Source organism: Pseudarthrobacter arbutini, from assembly GCF_054510915.1.
The window spans coordinates 65,145-82,678 of sequence record NZ_JBTNDQ010000001.1 but is presented as its reverse complement, the minus strand read 5'-3'; the positions used below and the strand labels follow the sequence as shown (position 1 = coordinate 82,678).

Sequence of the window (17,534 nt, the reverse complement as noted above, 5' to 3'; positions counted from 1 at the left end):
GAGGCAGTCGGCTGTGATGTCGGCGTGTCCCAGCTCTTTCCCCGGAGCAGCAGGGAATAAATAGCCCGTAAATACCCACCGCGATCGAGGGGCAAAAAGGAAACCCCGTCTTCACGGCTTGTGGCCAGTGAAGACGGGGTTTCTTTGGTGCACCCCCCGGGACTTGAACCCGGAACCCATTGATTAAGAGTCAATTGCTCTGCCAATTGAGCTAGAGGTGCATCTGTTATGTGGTGACCTTCCGGGCTTTTTCTTTCCCGGTTGATCTCCGCAACGACATGAAACTCTACACGAACTTCCGACCCATGTGAAATCGAGGTCCCGATGCCCCTCAGGTTCAGCCGGGAGGGGCAAGAACCAGCACAAAATCAGGGTTTTTGTTGTTAGTCAGGAGCCAGAAGCCGCCGTCGGGAGTCCGGATGACGTCCCGGATCCTGCCGTATTCCCGTGTGAAATAGGCCACAGGAGCGCTTGCCTCCTCACCGGACAGGGACACCGTCCAGAGGCGTTGGCCGCGCAGGGCGCCGAGGTAGGCGGTCGACCCGGCAATTTCCAGGCCGCTGGGTGAGGAGTCGGCCGTCGAAGGCCACACCACCTTCGCGTCGCGGTACCCCTCCCGGTGCGGTGCGCCTGTTACTGCGGGCCAGCCGTAGTTGGCTCCCGGCTCGATGAGGTTGAGCTCGTCGTTGACGTCCGGGCCGAACTCGCTGGACCAGAGCCGGCCGGCGCTGTCCCACGCCAGTCCTTGGACGTTTCGGTGGCCCAGGCTGTACACGGCATTGCCGAAAGGGTTGCCAGGTGCGGGGTCACCCTCAGGAGTCAGCCGCAGGATCTTCCCGCCCAGAGCGTTGCGGTCCTGTGGCTGTTCGCGGCGCTGGGAGTCGCCTGTGCCCACGTACAGGAACCCGTCCGGGCCGAAGCGGATCCGGCCGCCATTGTGGGTTGATGCCTTCGGGATTCCGGAAAAGACCACCTCGGGGTCGCCAAGGTCCAGGGATCCGTCAGGCTGTTCCGTCAGCTTCAGCCGGGCGATGCGGTTGTCCTGTGCCGAGGTGAAGTACAGGTAAAGGTAGTTGTCGGACGGAAAGCCGGGTGAGAGGGCTAGTCCCAGCAAGCCTCCCTCACCGCCAGGAGCAACGCCGGGGACCTGGCCGATCGTGGCCGCCTTACCATCACGGACAGCCTTCAGCTGAGCTGAGTCTCGCTCGGAGATGATGGCGGTCCCGTTCGGCAGGAATACCGCGGCCCAGGGAATGTCGAGCTGGAGATCGAGCCGCGCCACGACCTCCGGCGGCGTGGCGTTACCCGGGCCGATCCCGTTTCCGGTCCCGGTTCCTGTGATGCTGCCGGTGGGGGCATCGTTGGCGTCCCCCGTGCAGCCCGACAGCAGCACCGCCAGGCACACTGCGAAGGCGCCCGCAGTGGGCTTGGCCGCCACGGAGGCCCGAAAGGGTGCTCGCGTCCGGTCAGATACGCGTCCGCCGGGGAGCCCGGAAGCCGGCAGCTTCCGCATGGGCCGCCGACTCAAACCAGACGTCGGCTTTCGTCTGCTCATAGTCCGGATGCCCCTCCTCGTAATAGACCATCGCTCCGGCGTCGGCCTTGACCTCGAAATCCGCCGGACCGCTTCCGTCCGGGCCGGGCGACGCCGAACCGGCGCCGTAGGGCTGGTCCGCGGCCAGATGCCCGGTCGGTTCCGGCGCAGCTTCGTAGTCCGCCACGGCTGCCGGCTCCATGGTCCGGGCTTCAGCAGCCTCTGTGGCTACTGCTGGGTCTGTGGCTACCGCGGCCTCCATGGATCCTGCAGCTTGCACGGGAGCCGCGCTTGCCGTGTGCGGGGCTGAATCGGCGGCGGCCATTTCGGGTTGCGTACCAGCGGCTTCGGCTTCGGCTTCAGCTTCCGCAGCGGCCGTTTCTGCGCCGGGCAGCGTGGGTGCATGGGGCTCCGTGTATTCCGGGTGATGCACAAATCCGGCGCCCTGGGCCGGTGGTGCTTCGGACGTTGGGGTGTCGGCAATCACCGTGGACGCTTCGCCTGCCGACCGGTGGCTGGCGGCGGATGGGGCTGGTGCGCTTGCCTCTGACCACTGGGTTTCCCACTCGGCTTCGTCTGCCTGCCGGCTCACACTCTCCGTGCTGCCAGGTTCCTGGGCTGCTAGCGACTCCGGGCGAGCCGGCTCCTCTTGCCCAGCCGGCTGCTCAGGTCGGCCGGGTACCCCAGAGCCAGCCGACTCGGGGGATGACAGTTCTTCGGCGGACGGGCGTTCCGGTGCATCAGCTGCAGCGGTATCTGCGGGACCAGTAGTGTCCTTGGCACCAGCAGTATCTGCGGCACCAGCAGTAACAGTGGAACCGGCAACGTCGGGTTCAGCGACGACCTTCTGCCCGGCGCTGGTGTCTTTTTCAACGCTGACTTCTTCACCGCCGGCCTTGTGCCCACCGCCGGCTTCCTGGGATTCTGCCTTGCTGGACCGCTCGGGCGCCTCGTCCGCCGTCGTCGGTGGTGTCGGCTCAGAGGCGCCGAAGCCCGCAGCGCTGGGGATGCCCGTCGTGCCGACGGCTTCGGCCGAGGCGGCTGCGCTTCCTCCGGCGAGGCCGCCGTCCGTCCGGATCGGCGCGGAGTCGCTGGTGCTCGAGGAGCTGCTGCGGTTCAGTAGCCACCACACAACGCCTACGATCAGCACGATGAGGATAATCCAGAAGACAAAATCCATAGCAGGGCCCTTCAGTCCGGATGGCATGGTTGCCGTTCCCTGACGGTACGTCGGCGCGAACGGGACTGTCTAGGTTCCGGCGGACCGGTAAGGGCCCGTCTCAGAATTTGAGACGAGAGTCCACCATTTGATCGAAATATTCCTGAAAATGGGCCAAACGGGCTGTTCGGGTCGTTGGCGTCCCGATCGGAGTCATAGACTTTGACCCATGAGTGAGGACACCCAAACAGCAACCGAGAACAAGATCGACATCAAACCCCGCAGCCGGGTCGTCACCGACGGGATCCATGCCGCCCCCGCGCGCGGTATGTTCCGCGCCGTCGGCATGGGCGATGACGACTTCGCGAAGCCCCAGATCGGCGTTGCGAGTTCCTGGAATGAAATCACTCCCTGCAACCTCTCCCTGAACCGGCTGGCCCAGGGCGCCAAGGAAGGTGTCCACGCAGGCGGTGGTTTCCCCATGCAGTTCGGCACCATCTCCGTCTCCGACGGCATCTCCATGGGCCACGAAGGCATGCACTTCTCGCTCGTTTCCCGTGAGGTCATTGCCGACTCCGTGGAAACCGTCATGCAGGCCGAGCGCATCGACGGCTCGGTCCTCCTGGCCGGCTGCGACAAGTCCCTCCCCGGCATGCTGATGGCTGCCGCCCGCCTGGACCTGGCCAGTGTGTTCCTGTACGCCGGCTCCATCATGCCGGGCTGGGTCAAGCTTGAGGACGGCTCCGAAAAGGAAGTCACCCTGATTGACGCCTTCGAAGCCGTCGGTGCATGCGCCGCGGGCAAGATGAGCCTCGAAGACCTGACCCGTATTGAAAAGGCCATCTGCCCCGGCGAAGGCGCCTGCGGTGGGATGTACACCGCCAACACCATGGCCTGCATCGGCGAAGCCCTGGGCATGTCCCTCCCCGGCTCCGCCGCCCCGCCCTCGGCAGACCGCCGTCGTGATGAATTTGCCCGCAAGTCCGGCGAGGCAGTGGTCAACCTGCTCCGCCTTGGCATCACCGCCCGGGACATCATGACCAAGAAGGCGTTCGAAAACGCCATCGCCGTCACCATGGCCTTCGGTGGCTCCACCAACGCCGTCCTGCACCTCCTGGCCATCGCCCGCGAAGCTGAAGTCGAGCTGAACCTGGAGGACTTCAACCGCATCGGCGACAAGATCCCGCACCTGGGCGACCTGAAGCCGTTCGGCCGCTACGTCATGACGGACGTTGACAAGATCGGCGGCGTGCCGGTCATCATGCGCGCACTGCTCGACGCCGGCCTGCTGCACGGCGACTGCCTCACCGTCACGGGCAAGACCGTGGCCGAGAACCTCGCTGCGATCAACCCACCGGACCTGGACGGCAAGATCCTCCGCGCAATGGACAACCCAATCCACAAGACCGGCGGCATCACCATCCTGCACGGCACCATGGCGCCCGAGGGTGCTGTGGTGAAGAGTGCCGGCTTCGACGCCGACGTCTTCGAGGGCACCGCCCGCGTCTTCGAGCGCGAGCAGGGTGCCCTGGCCGCCCTGGATGAGGGCCTGATCAAGGCCGGCGACGTTGTGGTCATCCGCTACGAAGGCCCCAAGGGCGGCCCCGGCATGCGCGAGATGCTCGCCATCACGGGCGCCATCAAGGGCGCCGGGCTGGGCAAGGACGTCCTGCTCCTCACCGACGGCCGCTTCTCCGGCGGAACCACCGGCCTCTGCATCGGCCACGTGGCACCGGAAGCTGTCGACGGCGGCCCCATCGCCTTCGTCAAGGACGGGGACCGGATCCGCGTGGACATCGCGGCCCGCAGCTTCGACCTGCTGGTTGATGAGGCCGAGCTCGAATCCCGCAAGATCGGCTGGGAGCCCCTCCCCGCCAAGTTCACCAAGGGTGTGCTCGCCAAGTACGCCAAGCTGGTCCACAGCGCCTCCACGGGCGCATACTGCGGGTAGCACGGTTTCGTTCCTCAACCTCCGGCCGCTGGTTGAGCCCAACTAGGTAGCAGCAACTGTCGTTATGAGCGCTCATAACGACAGTTACTGCGACCCAGTTGGGGGAACGTGGCCAACCAGTGGACAATGGAGTCCACACTGTGAGATGCGCACAGTCCTCGTTGACATGTATCTCACACAGAGGGAAAACTGAACGCATGATCGCATTCGTTACAAGCTGCGCCGCTGCAGATGCAGCCGTCGTCCTTACCAAGCGCGTGGCTCACTAGCCCGACTGGTAACGAACCGTCACGCGCAACCCCTCGAAAAGCCGCCAGGCTGAGGGGTTTTTTTATTTCCGCATTTCCAAGTACACAGATGATCCACAAGGAAGAGTCCGATGAGCAAAGGATCGCCGATCAGCCCCTCGCTGATGGCTACTAAGTCCGCTGGAGCCCCCAAGGCTCCGGAACGCGCCGACCGTACGGCTGACCAGGCCGCCGTCGTCGCTGATATTGCCGCTGTCTCTCCTGTCCTTGGGCCGAACAACGTTGTACCCCCAACGGTGATGACCGGCTCGCAAGCTATTGTCCGATCGCTCGAAGAACTCGGCGTCGACGATATTTTTGGTTTGCCTGGTGGCGCTATCCTGCCTACCTATGACCCCTTGATGGCCTCCAGCATGAATCACGTACTGGTCCGTCACGAACAGGGAGCCGGCCACGCCGCGCAAGGCTATGCCATGGTTACCGGCCGGGTGGGTGTCTGTATCGCCACCTCGGGACCCGGTGCCACCAACCTCGTTACCGCCATCATGGATGCCCACATGGATTCCGTGCCGATGGTGGCCATTACCGGCCAGGTGTCCAGCGGTGTGATCGGCACCGACGCGTTCCAGGAAGCCGACATTGTTGGCATCACCATGCCGATCACCAAGCATTCGTTCCTGGTGACCGACCCCAACGACATCCCGCACGTTATGGCGGAGGCCTTCCACCTTGCCTCCTCCGGACGTCCGGGACCCGTCCTGGTGGACATCGCCAAAGACGCCCAGCAGGGTCAGATGACGTTCTCCTGGCCGCCGAAGATTGACCTCCCCGGTTACCGCCCGGTGACGCGCGGCCACAACAAGCAGGTCCGCGAAGCCGCCAAGCTGATCGCCTCGGCCACCAAGCCGGTGCTCTACGTGGGCGGCGGTGTGGTGAAGGCACACGCTGCCGCGGAACTCCGCGAACTGGCGGAACTCACGGGCGCCCCCGTTGTCACCACCCTGATGGCACGTGGTGTGTTCCCAGATTCCCACCCGCAGCACGTGGGCATGCCGGGTATGCACGGCACTGTTTCTGCGGTCACCGCGCTGCAGCAGTCCGATCTGCTGATCACGCTTGGAGCCCGCTTCGATGACCGGGTGACGGGCATCCTGAAGTCCTTCGCCCCGAACGCCAAGGTGATCCACGCGGATATCGATCCCGCCGAAATCTCCAAGAACCGGACCGCCGACGTGCCGATCGTGGGATCCGTCAAGGAAATCATCCCCGAGCTCACCGAGGCTGTGCGCTCACAGTTCGAATCCGCCGGCACGCCGGACCTCACCACCTGGTGGGCGTTCCTTAACAACCTTAAGGAAACCTACCCGCTGGGCTGGACCGAGCCCGAGGACGGACTGAGTGCCCCGCAGCGCGTCATCGAACGCATCGGCGCACTGACCGGCCCCGAAGGCATCTACGTTGCCGGCGTGGGCCAGCACCAGATGTGGGCGGCACAGTTCATCAAGTACGAGCGCCCGCACGCCTGGCTGAACTCAGGCGGCGCAGGCACCATGGGCTATGCCGTACCGGCTGCCATGGGCGCCAAAGTGGGGGAGCCGGACCGTGTGGTCTGGGCCATCGACGGCGACGGCTGCTTCCAGATGACCAACCAGGAACTGGCCACCTGCACCATCAACAAGATCCCCATCAAGGTTGCCATCATCAACAACTCCTCGCTGGGCATGGTCCGCCAGTGGCAGACCCTCTTCTACGAGGGACGCTACTCCAACACGGACCTCAACACCGGCCACGAGACCGTCCGCATCCCCGACTTCGTCAAGCTGGGGGAGGCCTACGGCTGTGCCTCCTTCCGCTGCGAGCGGGACGAGGATATTGATGCCACCATCCAGAAGGCCCTCGAAATCAATGACCGCCCCGTGGTTATCGACTTCGTGGTGAGCCCCGACTCCATGGTGTGGCCGATGGTGCCCGCCGGCGTGAGCAACGACCAGATCCAGGTTGCCCGCAACATGACCCCGGAATGGGAAGAGGAGGACTGAATATGACCCGCCACACACTGTCCGTTCTGGTTGAAGACAAGCCCGGTGTACTGACCCGCGTCGCGAGCCTGTTCGCCCGACGCGCCTTTAACATCAACTCCCTGGCCGTGGGCCCGACGGAAGTTCCGGGCATGTCCCGGATGACCGTCGTCGTCGACGCCGATGGTGACCTGATTGAACAGGTCACCAAGCAGCTCAATAAGCTGGTCAACGTGATCAAGATTGTTGAGCTGACCTCCGAATCTTCCGTACAGCGAGACCACATCCTGGTCAAGGTACGTGCGGATGCCGCGACTCGTCTGCAGGTGACCCAGGCTGCAGACCTGTTCCGTGCTTCAGTGGTTGACGTCTCCACAGACTCCGTGGTTATTGAAGCAACAGGCCACCCCGAAAAGCTCACGGCGCTGCTCTCAGTGCTTGAGCCCTTCGGCATCCGCGAAATTGTGCAGTCCGGCACCCTGGCCGTTGGACGGGGATCCCGCTCCATGAGTGACAGGGCCTTGCGCAGCGCTTAGTTAAGGCGGGGCACAGCCCCACCTGCGGCGCAATGCCCGTGCAGTACCGCAACACCCCAGACTAATTACCCAGTGAATCACTCAAGAGGAGTTACCCAAGTGACTGAAATGTTCTACGACGACGACGCCGATCTGTCGATCATCCAGGGTCGCAAGGTCGCCATTGTTGGCTATGGCTCCCAGGGCCACGCCCACGCGCTGAACCTGCGCGACTCCGGCGTCGAGGTTGTCATCGCCCTCAAGGAAGGCTCGACGTCGATCGCCAAGGCCGAAGAAGCCGGCTTCAAGGCCCTGACCGTTGCCGACGCCGCCGAATGGGCCGACGTCATCATGATCCTGGCGCCGGACCAGTACCAGCGCTCGATCTACAACGACTCCATCAAGGACAAGCTGACCCCGGGCAAGGCCCTGGCCTTCGCCCACGGCTTCAACATCCGCTTCGGCTACATCGAGGCACCGGAGGGCGTTGACGTCATCCTGATCGCCCCGAAGGCTCCGGGACACACCGTGCGCCGCGAATTCGAAGCCGGCCGAGGCATCCCGGACATCATCGCCGTGGAGCAGGACGCCACCGGCGCAGCCTGGGACCTGGCCAAGTCCTACGCCAAGGCCATCGGCGGCACCCGCGCCGGCGTCATCAAGACCACCTTCACCGAAGAGACCGAAACCGACCTCTTCGGCGAGCAGTCCGTCCTCTGCGGCGGCGTGTCCCAGCTGGTCCAGTACGGCTTCGAAACCCTGACCGAAGCCGGCTACCAGCCGCAGATCGCCTACTTCGAGGTCCTTCACGAGCTCAAGCTCATCGTTGACCTCATGTGGGAAGGCGGCATCGCCAAGCAGCGCTGGAGCGTTTCCGACACCGCAGAGTACGGCGACTACGTCTCCGGCCCGCGCGTCATCACCCCCGAGGTGAAGGAAAACATGCAGGCTGTCCTCGCCGACATCCAGAGCGGCGCGTTCGCCAAGCGCTTCATCGACGACCAGGACAACGGCGGCGAAGAGTTCAAGGCCCTGCGTGCCAAGGCTGAGCAGCACCCGATCGAGGCCGTTGGCCGCGAGTTGCGCTCCCTGTTCGCCTGGCAGCAGACGGACGAGGACTACGTAGAGGGCTCCGCAGCCCGCTAAGTCTGCTGTGCCGGTGCCCCTCGGGGTGCCATCATGAGGCCGGGTTCACTTAACAATGTGAGCCCGGCCTTTCCGTCCGCCTAGACTTGTTCCATCCCAAGGACTGCAACGCAGAGGATCACTCGTGTCAAAACCCGTAGTACTGCTCGCCGAAGAACTTTCGCCCGCCACCATCGAGGCCCTCGGCCCGGACTTCGAGATCCGCCAGACTGACGGCTCCGACCGGTCCCAGCTGCTCGCCGCCATCGCGGACGTGGACGCCATCCTGGTCCGCTCCGCCACCCACCTGGACGCCGAAGCCATTGCCGCCGCGAAGAACCTCAAGGTCATCGCCCGCGCTGGTGTTGGCCTGGACAACGTTGACATTAAAGCCGCCACACAGGCCGGCGTGATGGTGGTCAACGCCCCGACGTCGAACATCATTTCGGCAGCGGAACTGACGGTGGGCCACATCCTGAGCCTCGCACGCCACATCCCGCAGGCCAGCTCCGCGCTGAAAAACGGTGAGTGGAAGCGCTCCAAGTACACCGGCATCGAACTATTCGAGAAGAAGATCGGCATCATCGGCCTGGGCCGCATCGGTGCGCTCGTTGCTGCCCGCCTCCAGGGCTTCGACACCGAAATCCTCGCCTACGATCCGTACATCACCTCGGCCCGCGCCGCGCAGCTCGGCGTCAAGCTCGTCACCCTCGATGAATTGCTGAGCCAGTCGGACTTCGTTACCATCCACATGCCCAAGACGCCGGAAACCGTCGGCATGCTCGGCGCTGACGCGTTCACCAAGATGAAGTCCACCGCCTACGTGGTCAACGTGGCCCGTGGCGGCCTCGTGGACGAAGAGGCTCTCTACGCAGCCCTGCAGGACCGCCAGATCGCCGGCGCAGCCGTGGACGTCTTCGTCAAGGAACCCAGCACGGACCTGCCGTTCTTCGCCCTGGACAACGTGGTGGTCACCCCGCACCTGGGTGCATCCACCGATGAAGCCCAGGAGAAGGCAGGCGTCTCGGTTGCCAAGTCCGTTCGCTTGGCACTGGCCGGCGAACTGGTACCGGATGCCGTGAACGTGGCCGGCGGCGTGATCGCCTCCGATGTCCGTCCGGGCATCCCGCTGATCGAAAAGCTGGGCCGGATCTTCACCGCGCTGACCCACGCCTCCCTGACCCAGATCGACGTCGAGGTGGCCGGCGAGATCGCGGCGCTGGACGTCAAGGTCCTGGAACTGGCCGCGCTCAAGGGCATCTTTGCCGATGTGGTGACCGAACAGGTCTCCTACGTCAACGCCCCGGTCATCGCCGAACAGCGCGGCATCAACGTCCGCCTCATCACGACGGCGGAAGCGGAGGACTACCGCAACGTCCTCACCATCCGGGGTGCTTTGAGCGACGGCAGCCAGATCTCCGTGGCAGGTACGCTCACGGGTCCGAAGCAGATCCAGAAGCTCGTCGGCGTCAACGGCTACGACGTTGAGATCCCCATCAGCGAGCACCTCGTGGTGGTGGCCTACGCCGACCGGCCGGGTGTGATCGGAACCATCGGACACATCCTGGGCATGAACAACATCAACATTGCCGGCATGCAGGTGGCACGGCAGGCGGAAGGCGGCCAGGTTCTGGCACTGCTGACCATCGACAGTTCCGTTCCGCAGCAGGTGCTTGACGCCATCAAGGCAGGCATCGGCGCCGAAATGGTCCGCGAAGTGGACCTCGAGGACTAAGAACCGCACCGCCATCAACTACGCGTGACCGAACCTTAACGTCGGCCACGTATGATTGGCCGGTCTGCTTACAATGGCTAGGTCCTGTTTCAGGACCACGCCGGCAGACCGGCCAATACTTTTTGCACACCAGGCAGGAAATCCTATATATCCGCCGCCTGCGGATCCCGGTGTGCGCACGCAATCCAGGTTTCAGGGAGCCCAATGAACGCCGTCCAGAGGTTCATCAGAAGCAAAGTGCTGCTGCTGACCGCGGCCATCTTGATCGCAGCCATGTGCTTGTCGGTCCTCGTCCAAGGCCAGTCGCAGGCCGCACTCAACCGAACGGTGGATGAGAACTCGCGGGGTCTCTACGACGTCCTGGTCCAGGCCAAGGCCGGCTCCGGGGCGCTGATGCAGCCGGAGATCGCCAACGGCGGCGGCGGCATCGGCTTTGACCAGCTCGAGAAAATCCGGAAGCTTTCCGGAACGTCCGTGGCGGCCCCCATTAGCTTGGTGTCCCGCGTAACGCAGAACCTCGAAGCGCCACGGCTCGACGCCATGGACTACCTTGGCTACAACTCCGGGCTGGCAGGCACAGCGACCACGGACCAGGCCGCCGGCGCCACAGATCCCAGCAAATGGCCCGCAGCTGAGTCCGTGCTCGGCGACACCGCCAAGAAGTACCGCCTGACCGCCAGTGCCGTCAGCTCCGACGGTGTCTCCGAACAGACCTTGTTCAAGTCCTCCGCCGAGGGCAGCCTGGGCAAGGCCCGCCTGATCGAAGAGCAGACGGCCGGCGGCACCAGCATCCGGATTGCCCCTCCCGCAGGCGAGACGGGCATCAAATTCCCCGCTCCAGCCGGCGGCTCCGAACACAACCTGTTCAATCTTTCGGTGTCACTGCCGCTGTCTCCCGAAGTGACCGAGTCCGTGGTCGCCGTCGACCCCGTCTCCGAGCGCGCCCTGCTCGGCTCAGCCGGCGACTTCCTCGCCCCGCTGGAGAAGGCCCCGCCCGCTGACGCGCGGAACGCTGGTGCCATCGGCCGGCACTTCGAAAGCCTCTTCACTAACGGCATCAGCCAGGAAGAGCTCAAAGAGGGCCCCGACTTCCTCGGCGTCAAGCTCAAGTACTGGGCACCGTTGATGACCCAGTACCAGCAGGCGAAGCGCAGCGGACAGCTGACTGCGGACTCGCAGGCCATTCCCCTGGTTGTCCGTTCCGGCACGTCCCTGGACCTCAAATACAATGTCAAGATCGAGGAAATCGACGCCGCGGGCAAGGTTGTCAAGGAAGTCGGCACCGCCACGCGTTCCCTCGGTAAGGACTACCTGCCGTTTGTGTCCAAGGACCCGTTCGCGCTGTCCTGGCCCGGCTCCACCGACCACTCCGGTCTCCTCGGCAGCGCCGGCAACTTCAACCAGGGGCTCTACACCCCGGCCACGTGGAGCACCGACTTCGCTGCCGCGCCGAAGTACACGGACGGCGAAGCCGCGGCCAACGGGGCAGTCCAGAAGACCGCCGTTCCCGGCGACTGGGTCACCGTAAACCGGCTGCCGGAGAAGGGTGCCAACGGCGCCCCGGTGGACCAGACGCAGCGTGAACCCGTGGACGAACGGTCCTACCGGGAAGACCTGGCAACAGGGGAGAAGCTCGCGGCTCCCTTGGCCATGGTCTACGGGACCTTTGACCCCGCGGCTGTCGAGAAGGCCGCCGGCGACGTCAACCGCCTCCCGCTGGGTGGCTACGACCCCACTCCGTTTACCCTCACCAAGGATGCCGAAGGCAAGACGGTCACCGATACCGAACTCAAGCCTTCACTCAGTGCCACCGGACTGGCGAGCCAGTCAGCCGGTGCCATCACCGACTTCTACGGCCTGGCCGCAGCACGCGGTTACAAGGACAACGCCGCCGTGATCGATGCCGTACGTGTCCGGGCCAAGGCCCCCGGAAGCTGGAAGGAAGCCCAGCCCGACGTCGAAAAACTCGCCAGCGAGATCCGCGAAATGGGTCTTGAGGCTACTGTTGTGGCCGGTTCCGCCCGTGAGGACGCCAGCATTTTTGTCCCCGGATACTCCAAGGACGACGCCGGCAAGGAGTCAGCGCTGGGCACTGTCCAGCAGTCCTGGGTCCGGCAGAATGCAGCGGACGCAGTCTCCGGCTCCCTCACCGGGACCAACGTGACACTGCTCTTCCTGACGCTGTGCGGAGCCGCGCTGTTGACCGGCGCCTCCACCGTCAGCTACATCCGCAAACGCAAACGTGAAGCCGGGACCCTCCGCGCCATGGGCTGGACCCAAGTGCGCATCAGGAACTGGGTGCTTGAGGAATTCGGTGTCGGCGCTGCGCTGCTCGCGGTAGCCGGGATCATCCTGAGCCTGGTGAGCTGGAGCATAACCACAGCCATCGTCTCAGCCTCCGTCCTGGTCCTGTATGCGGCAGCGGCCTTCTTCGCCGCCCAACAGCTGCGCCACCGTGATGAGGTGGACCAGGAACCGCAGCACGACGAGCGGCTGATCCCGGTGGACTCCCCGCTGACCTTTGCCAACCGGCAGCTCAGCACCAACAAGTTCAACACCCTGTCCCTGGCCGTCGCAGTCGGAGTGTTCGGAGCCGCGGTGGGCGGGCTGGTTGCCTTGCTCATCGACGTCCCCCGTGCTGCCGGAGCGAGCGCCCTCAGCGGCCTGGCCGCAGCAAGCGTGGCGATGCCCAGCATGCTCCTTGCACTCGCCGGCGTCGCAGTGGGGCTGGTCCTGACCCTGGTCACCGGCCGGTTTGAGCTGAACGCCAAACGCCAGTACCTGGGCATCCTTGAGGCCATGGGCTGGAACCCGGACATGCTCCGCCAGGTCCGTCTTTTCGAAAACGCGCTGGTGGGCACGGTGGCCCTGCCGCTGGGCGTCCTGGGCGCGCTGGGCATCGGGCTCCTCCTTGCCCCGTATGCCGCGCTATGGGCCGGCGTCGCCGGCCTCGTGGCTGTACTTTGCTGGATACCGATTGCAACGAAAGTGGTCCAATGACAAACGAGACGAACGTTTACCGGAGCCGGAGGTCCGGCTCGGCTGAGTCGCCCCTGCAGACCCGTGCCAACACCATCGTCAAGGCCGCGGACCACGAGACCCCGCTGGAACTGAGCGACATCACCATCCGCTATGGCGGCGGCAAAAGCGGTGCCGAAGCCGTCAGCGTCGTCGAGAACTTCGACCTCACGCTGCACGCCGGCGAGATGCACTGCGTGGCCGGCCGAAGCGGATCCGGCAAGACCAGCATCCTGACCGTAGGCGCGGGACTGACCCTGCCGACGTCGGGCCGTGTCTTCTGGGAAGGGGATTCCCTCGAAAGCATGGGCGACGACGAAATCGCCGACCGCCGTCGGGCCCTGATCGGTTACGTTGACCAGGGCGGCGCCCTGATCGACGGCATGAGCGCCCTCGAGAACGTCCTCCTGCCGGCCGTGCCCGACGGCGAGGTGGACCAGCGCCGCGACATGGCCAAGGACCTCCTGGACCTGGTGGGCCTGGGCCGCCGGATGCGGCACCGTCCGGCCCAGCTGTCCGGTGGTGAACGCCAGCGTGTGGCGATCGCCCGCGCCCTGATCCTGGGTACGCGCGTCCTGGTGGTTGATGAGCCCACGGCCAGCCTGGACAGGGCCTCAGCCAACCGCATCATCAGCATCCTCAAGGACACCACCTCGGACGGCATCGCAGTACTGGTCGCTTCACACGACCACGAACTGGTCCGCCTGAGCGATACGCTGACTGAACTGATCTAGCCCTGCCCCTTCGCACCAAAGGTAACGTCCGCACGTGAGCGCAACAGCCAAAACCCCGTTCTACATCACCACGGCCATCACCTACCCGAACGGTGTTCCGCACATCGGACATGCCTACGAGTACATCGCCACCGACGCCATGGCGCGCTTCAAGCGGCTGGACGGCTTTGACGTGATGTTCCTGACGGGGACGGATGAGCACGGCATGAAGATTGCGCAGGCGGCCGAGAAGGAAGGCCTCACGCCCAAGGAGCTGGTGGACCGCAACGCGGAAATTTACAAGTCTGCCCACGCCGCGCTGGGGATCACCTACGACCGCTTCATCCGGACCACGGACGCTGACCACTACGCCGCGTCGCAGGCCATCTGGAAGAAGATGGAAGCCAACGGCGATATCTACCTGTCCAAGTACGAGGGCTGGTACTCCGTCCGGGACGAGGCCTTCTACGTGGAGGACGACACCCTGGTCAAGGACGACGGCGTGCGGTACTCCAAGGAGACGGACACCGAGGTGACGTGGACGGCTGAGGAGAGCTACTTCTTCCGGCTGTCCTCCTACCAGGACCGCCTGCTGGCGCTGTACGAGGCCCAGCCGGAGTTCGGGGCACCGCAGTCCCGATTCAACGAGGTCATCAGCTTCGTCAAGCGCGGCCTCGAAGACCTGTCGATCAGCCGCACCACGTTCGACTGGGGTGTCCCCGTCCCCGGCAACGACAAGCACGTGATGTACGTCTGGGTGGACGCGCTCACCAACTACCTGACCGGCGTCGGCTACCCGGACGTCGATTCGGAATCGTTCAGGAAGTTCTGGCCCGCCGATGTGCATGTGATCGGCAAGGACATCTCACGGTTCCACGCCATCTACTGGCCGGCGTTCCTGATGAGCGCCGGCATTGAGCTGCCCAAGCGCGTCATGATCCACGGCTTCCTGCACAACAACGGTGTGAAGATGTCCAAGTCGCTCGGCAACGTGGTGGCACCGGCAGACTTCGTGGCGCAGTACGGGCTGGACCAGGTACGGTTCTTCTTCCTCCGAGAGGTCCCGTTCGGCGCCGACGGCAGCTACAACCACGAAGCCATCGTGGGCCGCATGAACTCGGACCTGGCCAACAACTTCGGCAACCTGGCGCAGCGTTCGCTGTCCATGGTGGCCAAGAACTGCGAGGGCCGGGTCCCGGTTCCGGGTGCCTTCACGGCTGAAGACACCGCGATCCTGGCACAGGCCAACGGACTCCTGGAGACTGCCCGGGCCGCCTTCGAAAAGCAGGAATTCAGCCGCGCACTCGAGGCCATCTGGGGCGTCCTGGGGGACACCAACGCCTACTTTGCCGAGCAGGCTCCCTGGGTACTGCGGAAGACCGACGTCGAACGCATGAACACCGTGCTGTACGTGACGCTGGAAGTGCTGCGCATCGTGGCTATCCTGGCCCAGCCAGTGATGCCCACCGCCACCGCCGCGCTGTTGGACACCCTGGGACAGCCCGACGGCGGATCCCGCCAGTTCTCCGCGCTCACCACACCTATTGTCGCCGGAACTCCGCTGCCGGCTCCGGCGCCCGTCTTCCCCAAGTATGAGGAACCGGCCGAAGCCTAGGTATGTCCCTGCTGGCTACTTGCTGGTACGCGGACTGAGTACGGTTCCGGGGCCGGTCAGTAGGGCCCGCCCTGTAAGGCGCGTACTGAGTACTGGAGACATCCTGGTGTCCGTCTGTCTAGCCTTATCTGGTTAGCAAACTGATGATTCGCATCTGGGAGAACCGTCGCCCCGATGCTGTCCGTTTGCCTTTAGCCCTCCGTGTCGGGGATGGCGCCGTTCTTCCACCTGTCTGATCAGTTTGGACCAGACAATGGATGGAGACGGAAATGAAACGGATCCTTGCCGCTTTTGGTGTCGCGGGTCTTGCGCTATTGGGTGCCACTGCGCCGGCCACCGCGTCGCCTTCTGAGGACGAGAAAAAGATCACCATTTGCCACGCCACCGGCTCGGAAAGCAATCCCTACGTGTCGGAGACCATCAGCCTCAACGCGCTCAACGCCCACGTGGGCCACCAGCACCATGAGGACATCATTCCGGCCAACGACGGGAAAGTTCTTCCCGGCGGCCAGAACCTTGACAAGGCCAGTATCTGGAATGCAGGCTGCGCCGCACCAGGCGAGGGTAACGGCAACGGTAACGGCAACGGCGATCACAAGATCACCATCTGCCACGCCACCGGCTCGGACAAGAACCCGTACGAGTCGATTACGATCGCCCTGCAGGGGCTCAACGGCCACGCCAACGCCAACCACCAGCACACTGAAGACATCATCCCGCCGAACAACGGCAAGGTGCTGCCTGCAGGCCAGAACTGGACGGCTAACGGGCAGGCAACCTTTAACAACGATTGCAAGCCCACAACGGTCCCGCCAGTAGTGCCGCCTGTTGTTCCTCCGGTGGTCCCGCCTGCTGTTACGCCGGTGACTCCGGGCGAAACTCCCAGAGGTGCTGTTGTGGGTGCGCCGGCGGGTCAAGGTGCCGTAGCGGCCAACAACCCTGGCTTCAATGTCCAGACTGCAGTGGCAGGTTCGACTGACGTTTCCATCGCCCCCTGGGCCGCTGGCATCGTCGTGATGATGCTCGCTGCAGCGGGAGTGGCTGCCCGCAGGACCCTGGCAGCCAGCGGTACCGTATCCCGGCCCCGGAAGGAATGACGCCGGCTACTGGCGCCCGCAGGGGCGCTGTTTGAATCACAGGCAGGCGCCGTGGCCACAAAGGGCACGGCGCCTGCCGGCAAACCGGGCAAATCGACTCACAAGCGGGGTAACCATGGACAGCGATCGAAGGCCCTTTACCACCAAAAGCATCGTCTTCGTGGTGCTGTGCGGCGTGCTGGCCTACCTGGCGTTCGCATTTCTGCCCTTCCTGGCCGGGCCGGGAGCGTCGCCGACCGTGACCGGGGTTGCCGTGCAGCCGACCACCCAGGCCCCAGCGCCGTCCACCCCCACGCCCTCGGTGGATACCGGCACGCCCCTCCCGGCCGGTCCGGCAGCGTCGCCGCCGCAGCGGCTGGTGTACCCGGCCGCTGACATCGATGTGGTGGTCCATCCACTCGAACCCACCGGCGAGGACCAGGCCACCCAGACCATCGTGCCGCCCCCCACCATGGACGGCTACTGGCTGTCGCCTTACGGTGCCCCCGGCGCGGGCTCGGTCAATACCACCTATATTGCCGGGCATAGCTGGACGGACCGGGATGCGCCGTTCAACCGGCTGAGTACACACGCGGCGGCAGGTGACAGGCTGACCGTGGCCACAGCCACGGGCGAAGTGGCCTACCTGGTGGATTCAGTGACTACCTACGAAAAATCCGGGCTCAAAGACAGCCACATCTGGCAGGTGGCACCCAACAGGCTGGTCCTGATTTCCTGCTATACGGGTGATGCCTGGGGCACCAACGTGGTGGTGGTGGCCTCACCGGAGAACCCACTCCTCCGTCTCAGTAAATGAGACTGATTGT

At 64.5% G+C, this 17,534-nt stretch carries 12 protein-coding genes and 1 tRNA gene; 10 read left to right on the top strand and 3 right to left on the bottom strand.

The window, feature by feature from the left end:
* Positions 1-145 precede the first annotated feature (145 nt).
* The 3 genes from ACX80V_RS00380 to ACX80V_RS00370 form a co-directional block, all read right to left on the bottom strand.
* A tRNA-Lys gene (locus tag ACX80V_RS00380) sits at positions 146-221 on the bottom strand.
* 116 nt (positions 222-337) lie between these two features.
* On the bottom strand, positions 338-1,438 hold the full coding sequence (locus ACX80V_RS00375; protein WP_485841541.1) for a PQQ-dependent sugar dehydrogenase: 1,101 nt from the start codon (positions 1,436-1,438) through the stop codon (positions 338-340).
* 28 nt (positions 1,439-1,466) lie between these two features.
* The gene (locus tag ACX80V_RS00370; protein WP_485841540.1) at positions 1,467-2,714 is read right to left on the bottom strand and encodes a sunset domain-containing protein; all 1,248 of its coding nucleotides are present in this window, start codon (positions 2,712-2,714) and stop codon (positions 1,467-1,469) included.
* A gap of 208 nt (positions 2,715-2,922) precedes the next feature.
* Here ACX80V_RS00370 and ilvD point away from each other — a divergent pair, with 208 nt between their 5' ends.
* The 10 genes from ilvD (at position 2,923) to ACX80V_RS00320 (ending at position 17,524) form a co-directional block, all read left to right on the top strand.
* Positions 2,923-4,644, top strand: coding sequence for a dihydroxy-acid dehydratase (ilvD, locus tag ACX80V_RS00365; protein ID WP_058932073.1), 1,722 nt, complete (start codon positions 2,923-2,925; stop codon positions 4,642-4,644).
* A gap of 379 nt (positions 4,645-5,023) precedes the next feature.
* The gene (locus ACX80V_RS00360; RefSeq protein ID WP_485841539.1) at positions 5,024-6,931 is read left to right on the top strand and encodes an acetolactate synthase large subunit; all 1,908 of its coding nucleotides are present in this window, start codon (positions 5,024-5,026) and stop codon (positions 6,929-6,931) included.
* 2 nt (positions 6,932-6,933) lie between these two features.
* A complete protein-coding gene (ilvN, locus tag ACX80V_RS00355; protein ID WP_028271611.1) occupies positions 6,934-7,446 on the top strand; it encodes an acetolactate synthase small subunit in 513 nt (170 codons plus the stop codon).
* Positions 7,447-7,545: 99 nt separating this feature from the next.
* Entirely contained in the window at positions 7,546-8,571 is a 1,026-nt protein-coding gene (gene ilvC / locus ACX80V_RS00350) for a ketol-acid reductoisomerase (protein WP_485841538.1), read from the top strand.
* A gap of 124 nt (positions 8,572-8,695) precedes the next feature.
* Entirely contained in the window at positions 8,696-10,285 is a 1,590-nt protein-coding gene (serA, locus tag ACX80V_RS00345; protein WP_056349234.1) for a phosphoglycerate dehydrogenase, read from the top strand.
* A 204-nt stretch (positions 10,286-10,489) separates the two neighbouring features.
* The gene (locus tag ACX80V_RS00340; RefSeq protein WP_485841537.1) at positions 10,490-13,285 is read left to right on the top strand and encodes an ABC transporter permease; all 2,796 of its coding nucleotides are present in this window, start codon (positions 10,490-10,492) and stop codon (positions 13,283-13,285) included.
* Entirely contained in the window at positions 13,282-14,037 is a 756-nt protein-coding gene (locus tag ACX80V_RS00335) for an ABC transporter ATP-binding protein (RefSeq protein ID WP_485841536.1), read from the top strand. Before ACX80V_RS00340 ends, ACX80V_RS00335 begins: the two co-directional genes overlap by 4 nt.
* 34 nt (positions 14,038-14,071) lie before the next feature.
* Positions 14,072-15,631: a methionine--tRNA ligase gene (metG, locus tag ACX80V_RS00330; protein ID WP_485841535.1), complete on the top strand. Its 1,560-nt coding sequence runs from the start codon at positions 14,072-14,074 to the stop codon at positions 15,629-15,631.
* 269 nt (positions 15,632-15,900) lie between these two features.
* Positions 15,901-16,728 carry a hypothetical protein gene (locus tag ACX80V_RS00325; protein ID WP_485841534.1) on the top strand — a complete coding sequence of 276 codons (828 nt, stop codon included), beginning with the start codon at positions 15,901-15,903 and terminating at the stop codon, positions 16,726-16,728.
* Between the two features lie 115 nt (positions 16,729-16,843).
* On the top strand, positions 16,844-17,524 hold the full coding sequence (locus ACX80V_RS00320; protein WP_485841533.1) for a class F sortase: 681 nt from the start codon (positions 16,844-16,846) through the stop codon (positions 17,522-17,524).
* Positions 17,525-17,534 lie beyond the last annotated feature (10 nt).

Excerpts from the sequence above, each read along its gene's own strand:
- ACX80V_RS00370 (WP_485841540.1), bottom strand. The coding sequence starts at position 2,714 with ATGGATTTTGTCTTCTGGATTATCCTCATCGTGCTGATCGTAGGCGTT.
- ilvD (WP_058932073.1), top strand. The coding sequence starts at position 2,923 with ATGAGTGAGGACACCCAAACAGCAACCGAGAACAAGATCGACATCAAA.
- ACX80V_RS00360 (WP_485841539.1), top strand. The coding sequence starts at position 5,024 with ATGAGCAAAGGATCGCCGATCAGCCCCTCGCTGATGGCTACTAAGTCC.
- ilvN (WP_028271611.1), top strand. The coding sequence starts at position 6,934 with ATGACCCGCCACACACTGTCCGTTCTGGTTGAAGACAAGCCCGGTGTA.
- ACX80V_RS00340 (WP_485841537.1), top strand. The coding sequence starts at position 10,490 with ATGAACGCCGTCCAGAGGTTCATCAGAAGCAAAGTGCTGCTGCTGACC.
- ACX80V_RS00335 (WP_485841536.1), top strand. The coding sequence starts at position 13,282 with ATGACAAACGAGACGAACGTTTACCGGAGCCGGAGGTCCGGCTCGGCT.
- ACX80V_RS00325 (WP_485841534.1), top strand. The coding sequence starts at position 15,901 with ATGAAACGGATCCTTGCCGCTTTTGGTGTCGCGGGTCTTGCGCTATTG.
- ACX80V_RS00320 (WP_485841533.1), top strand. The coding sequence starts at position 16,844 with ATGGACAGCGATCGAAGGCCCTTTACCACCAAAAGCATCGTCTTCGTG.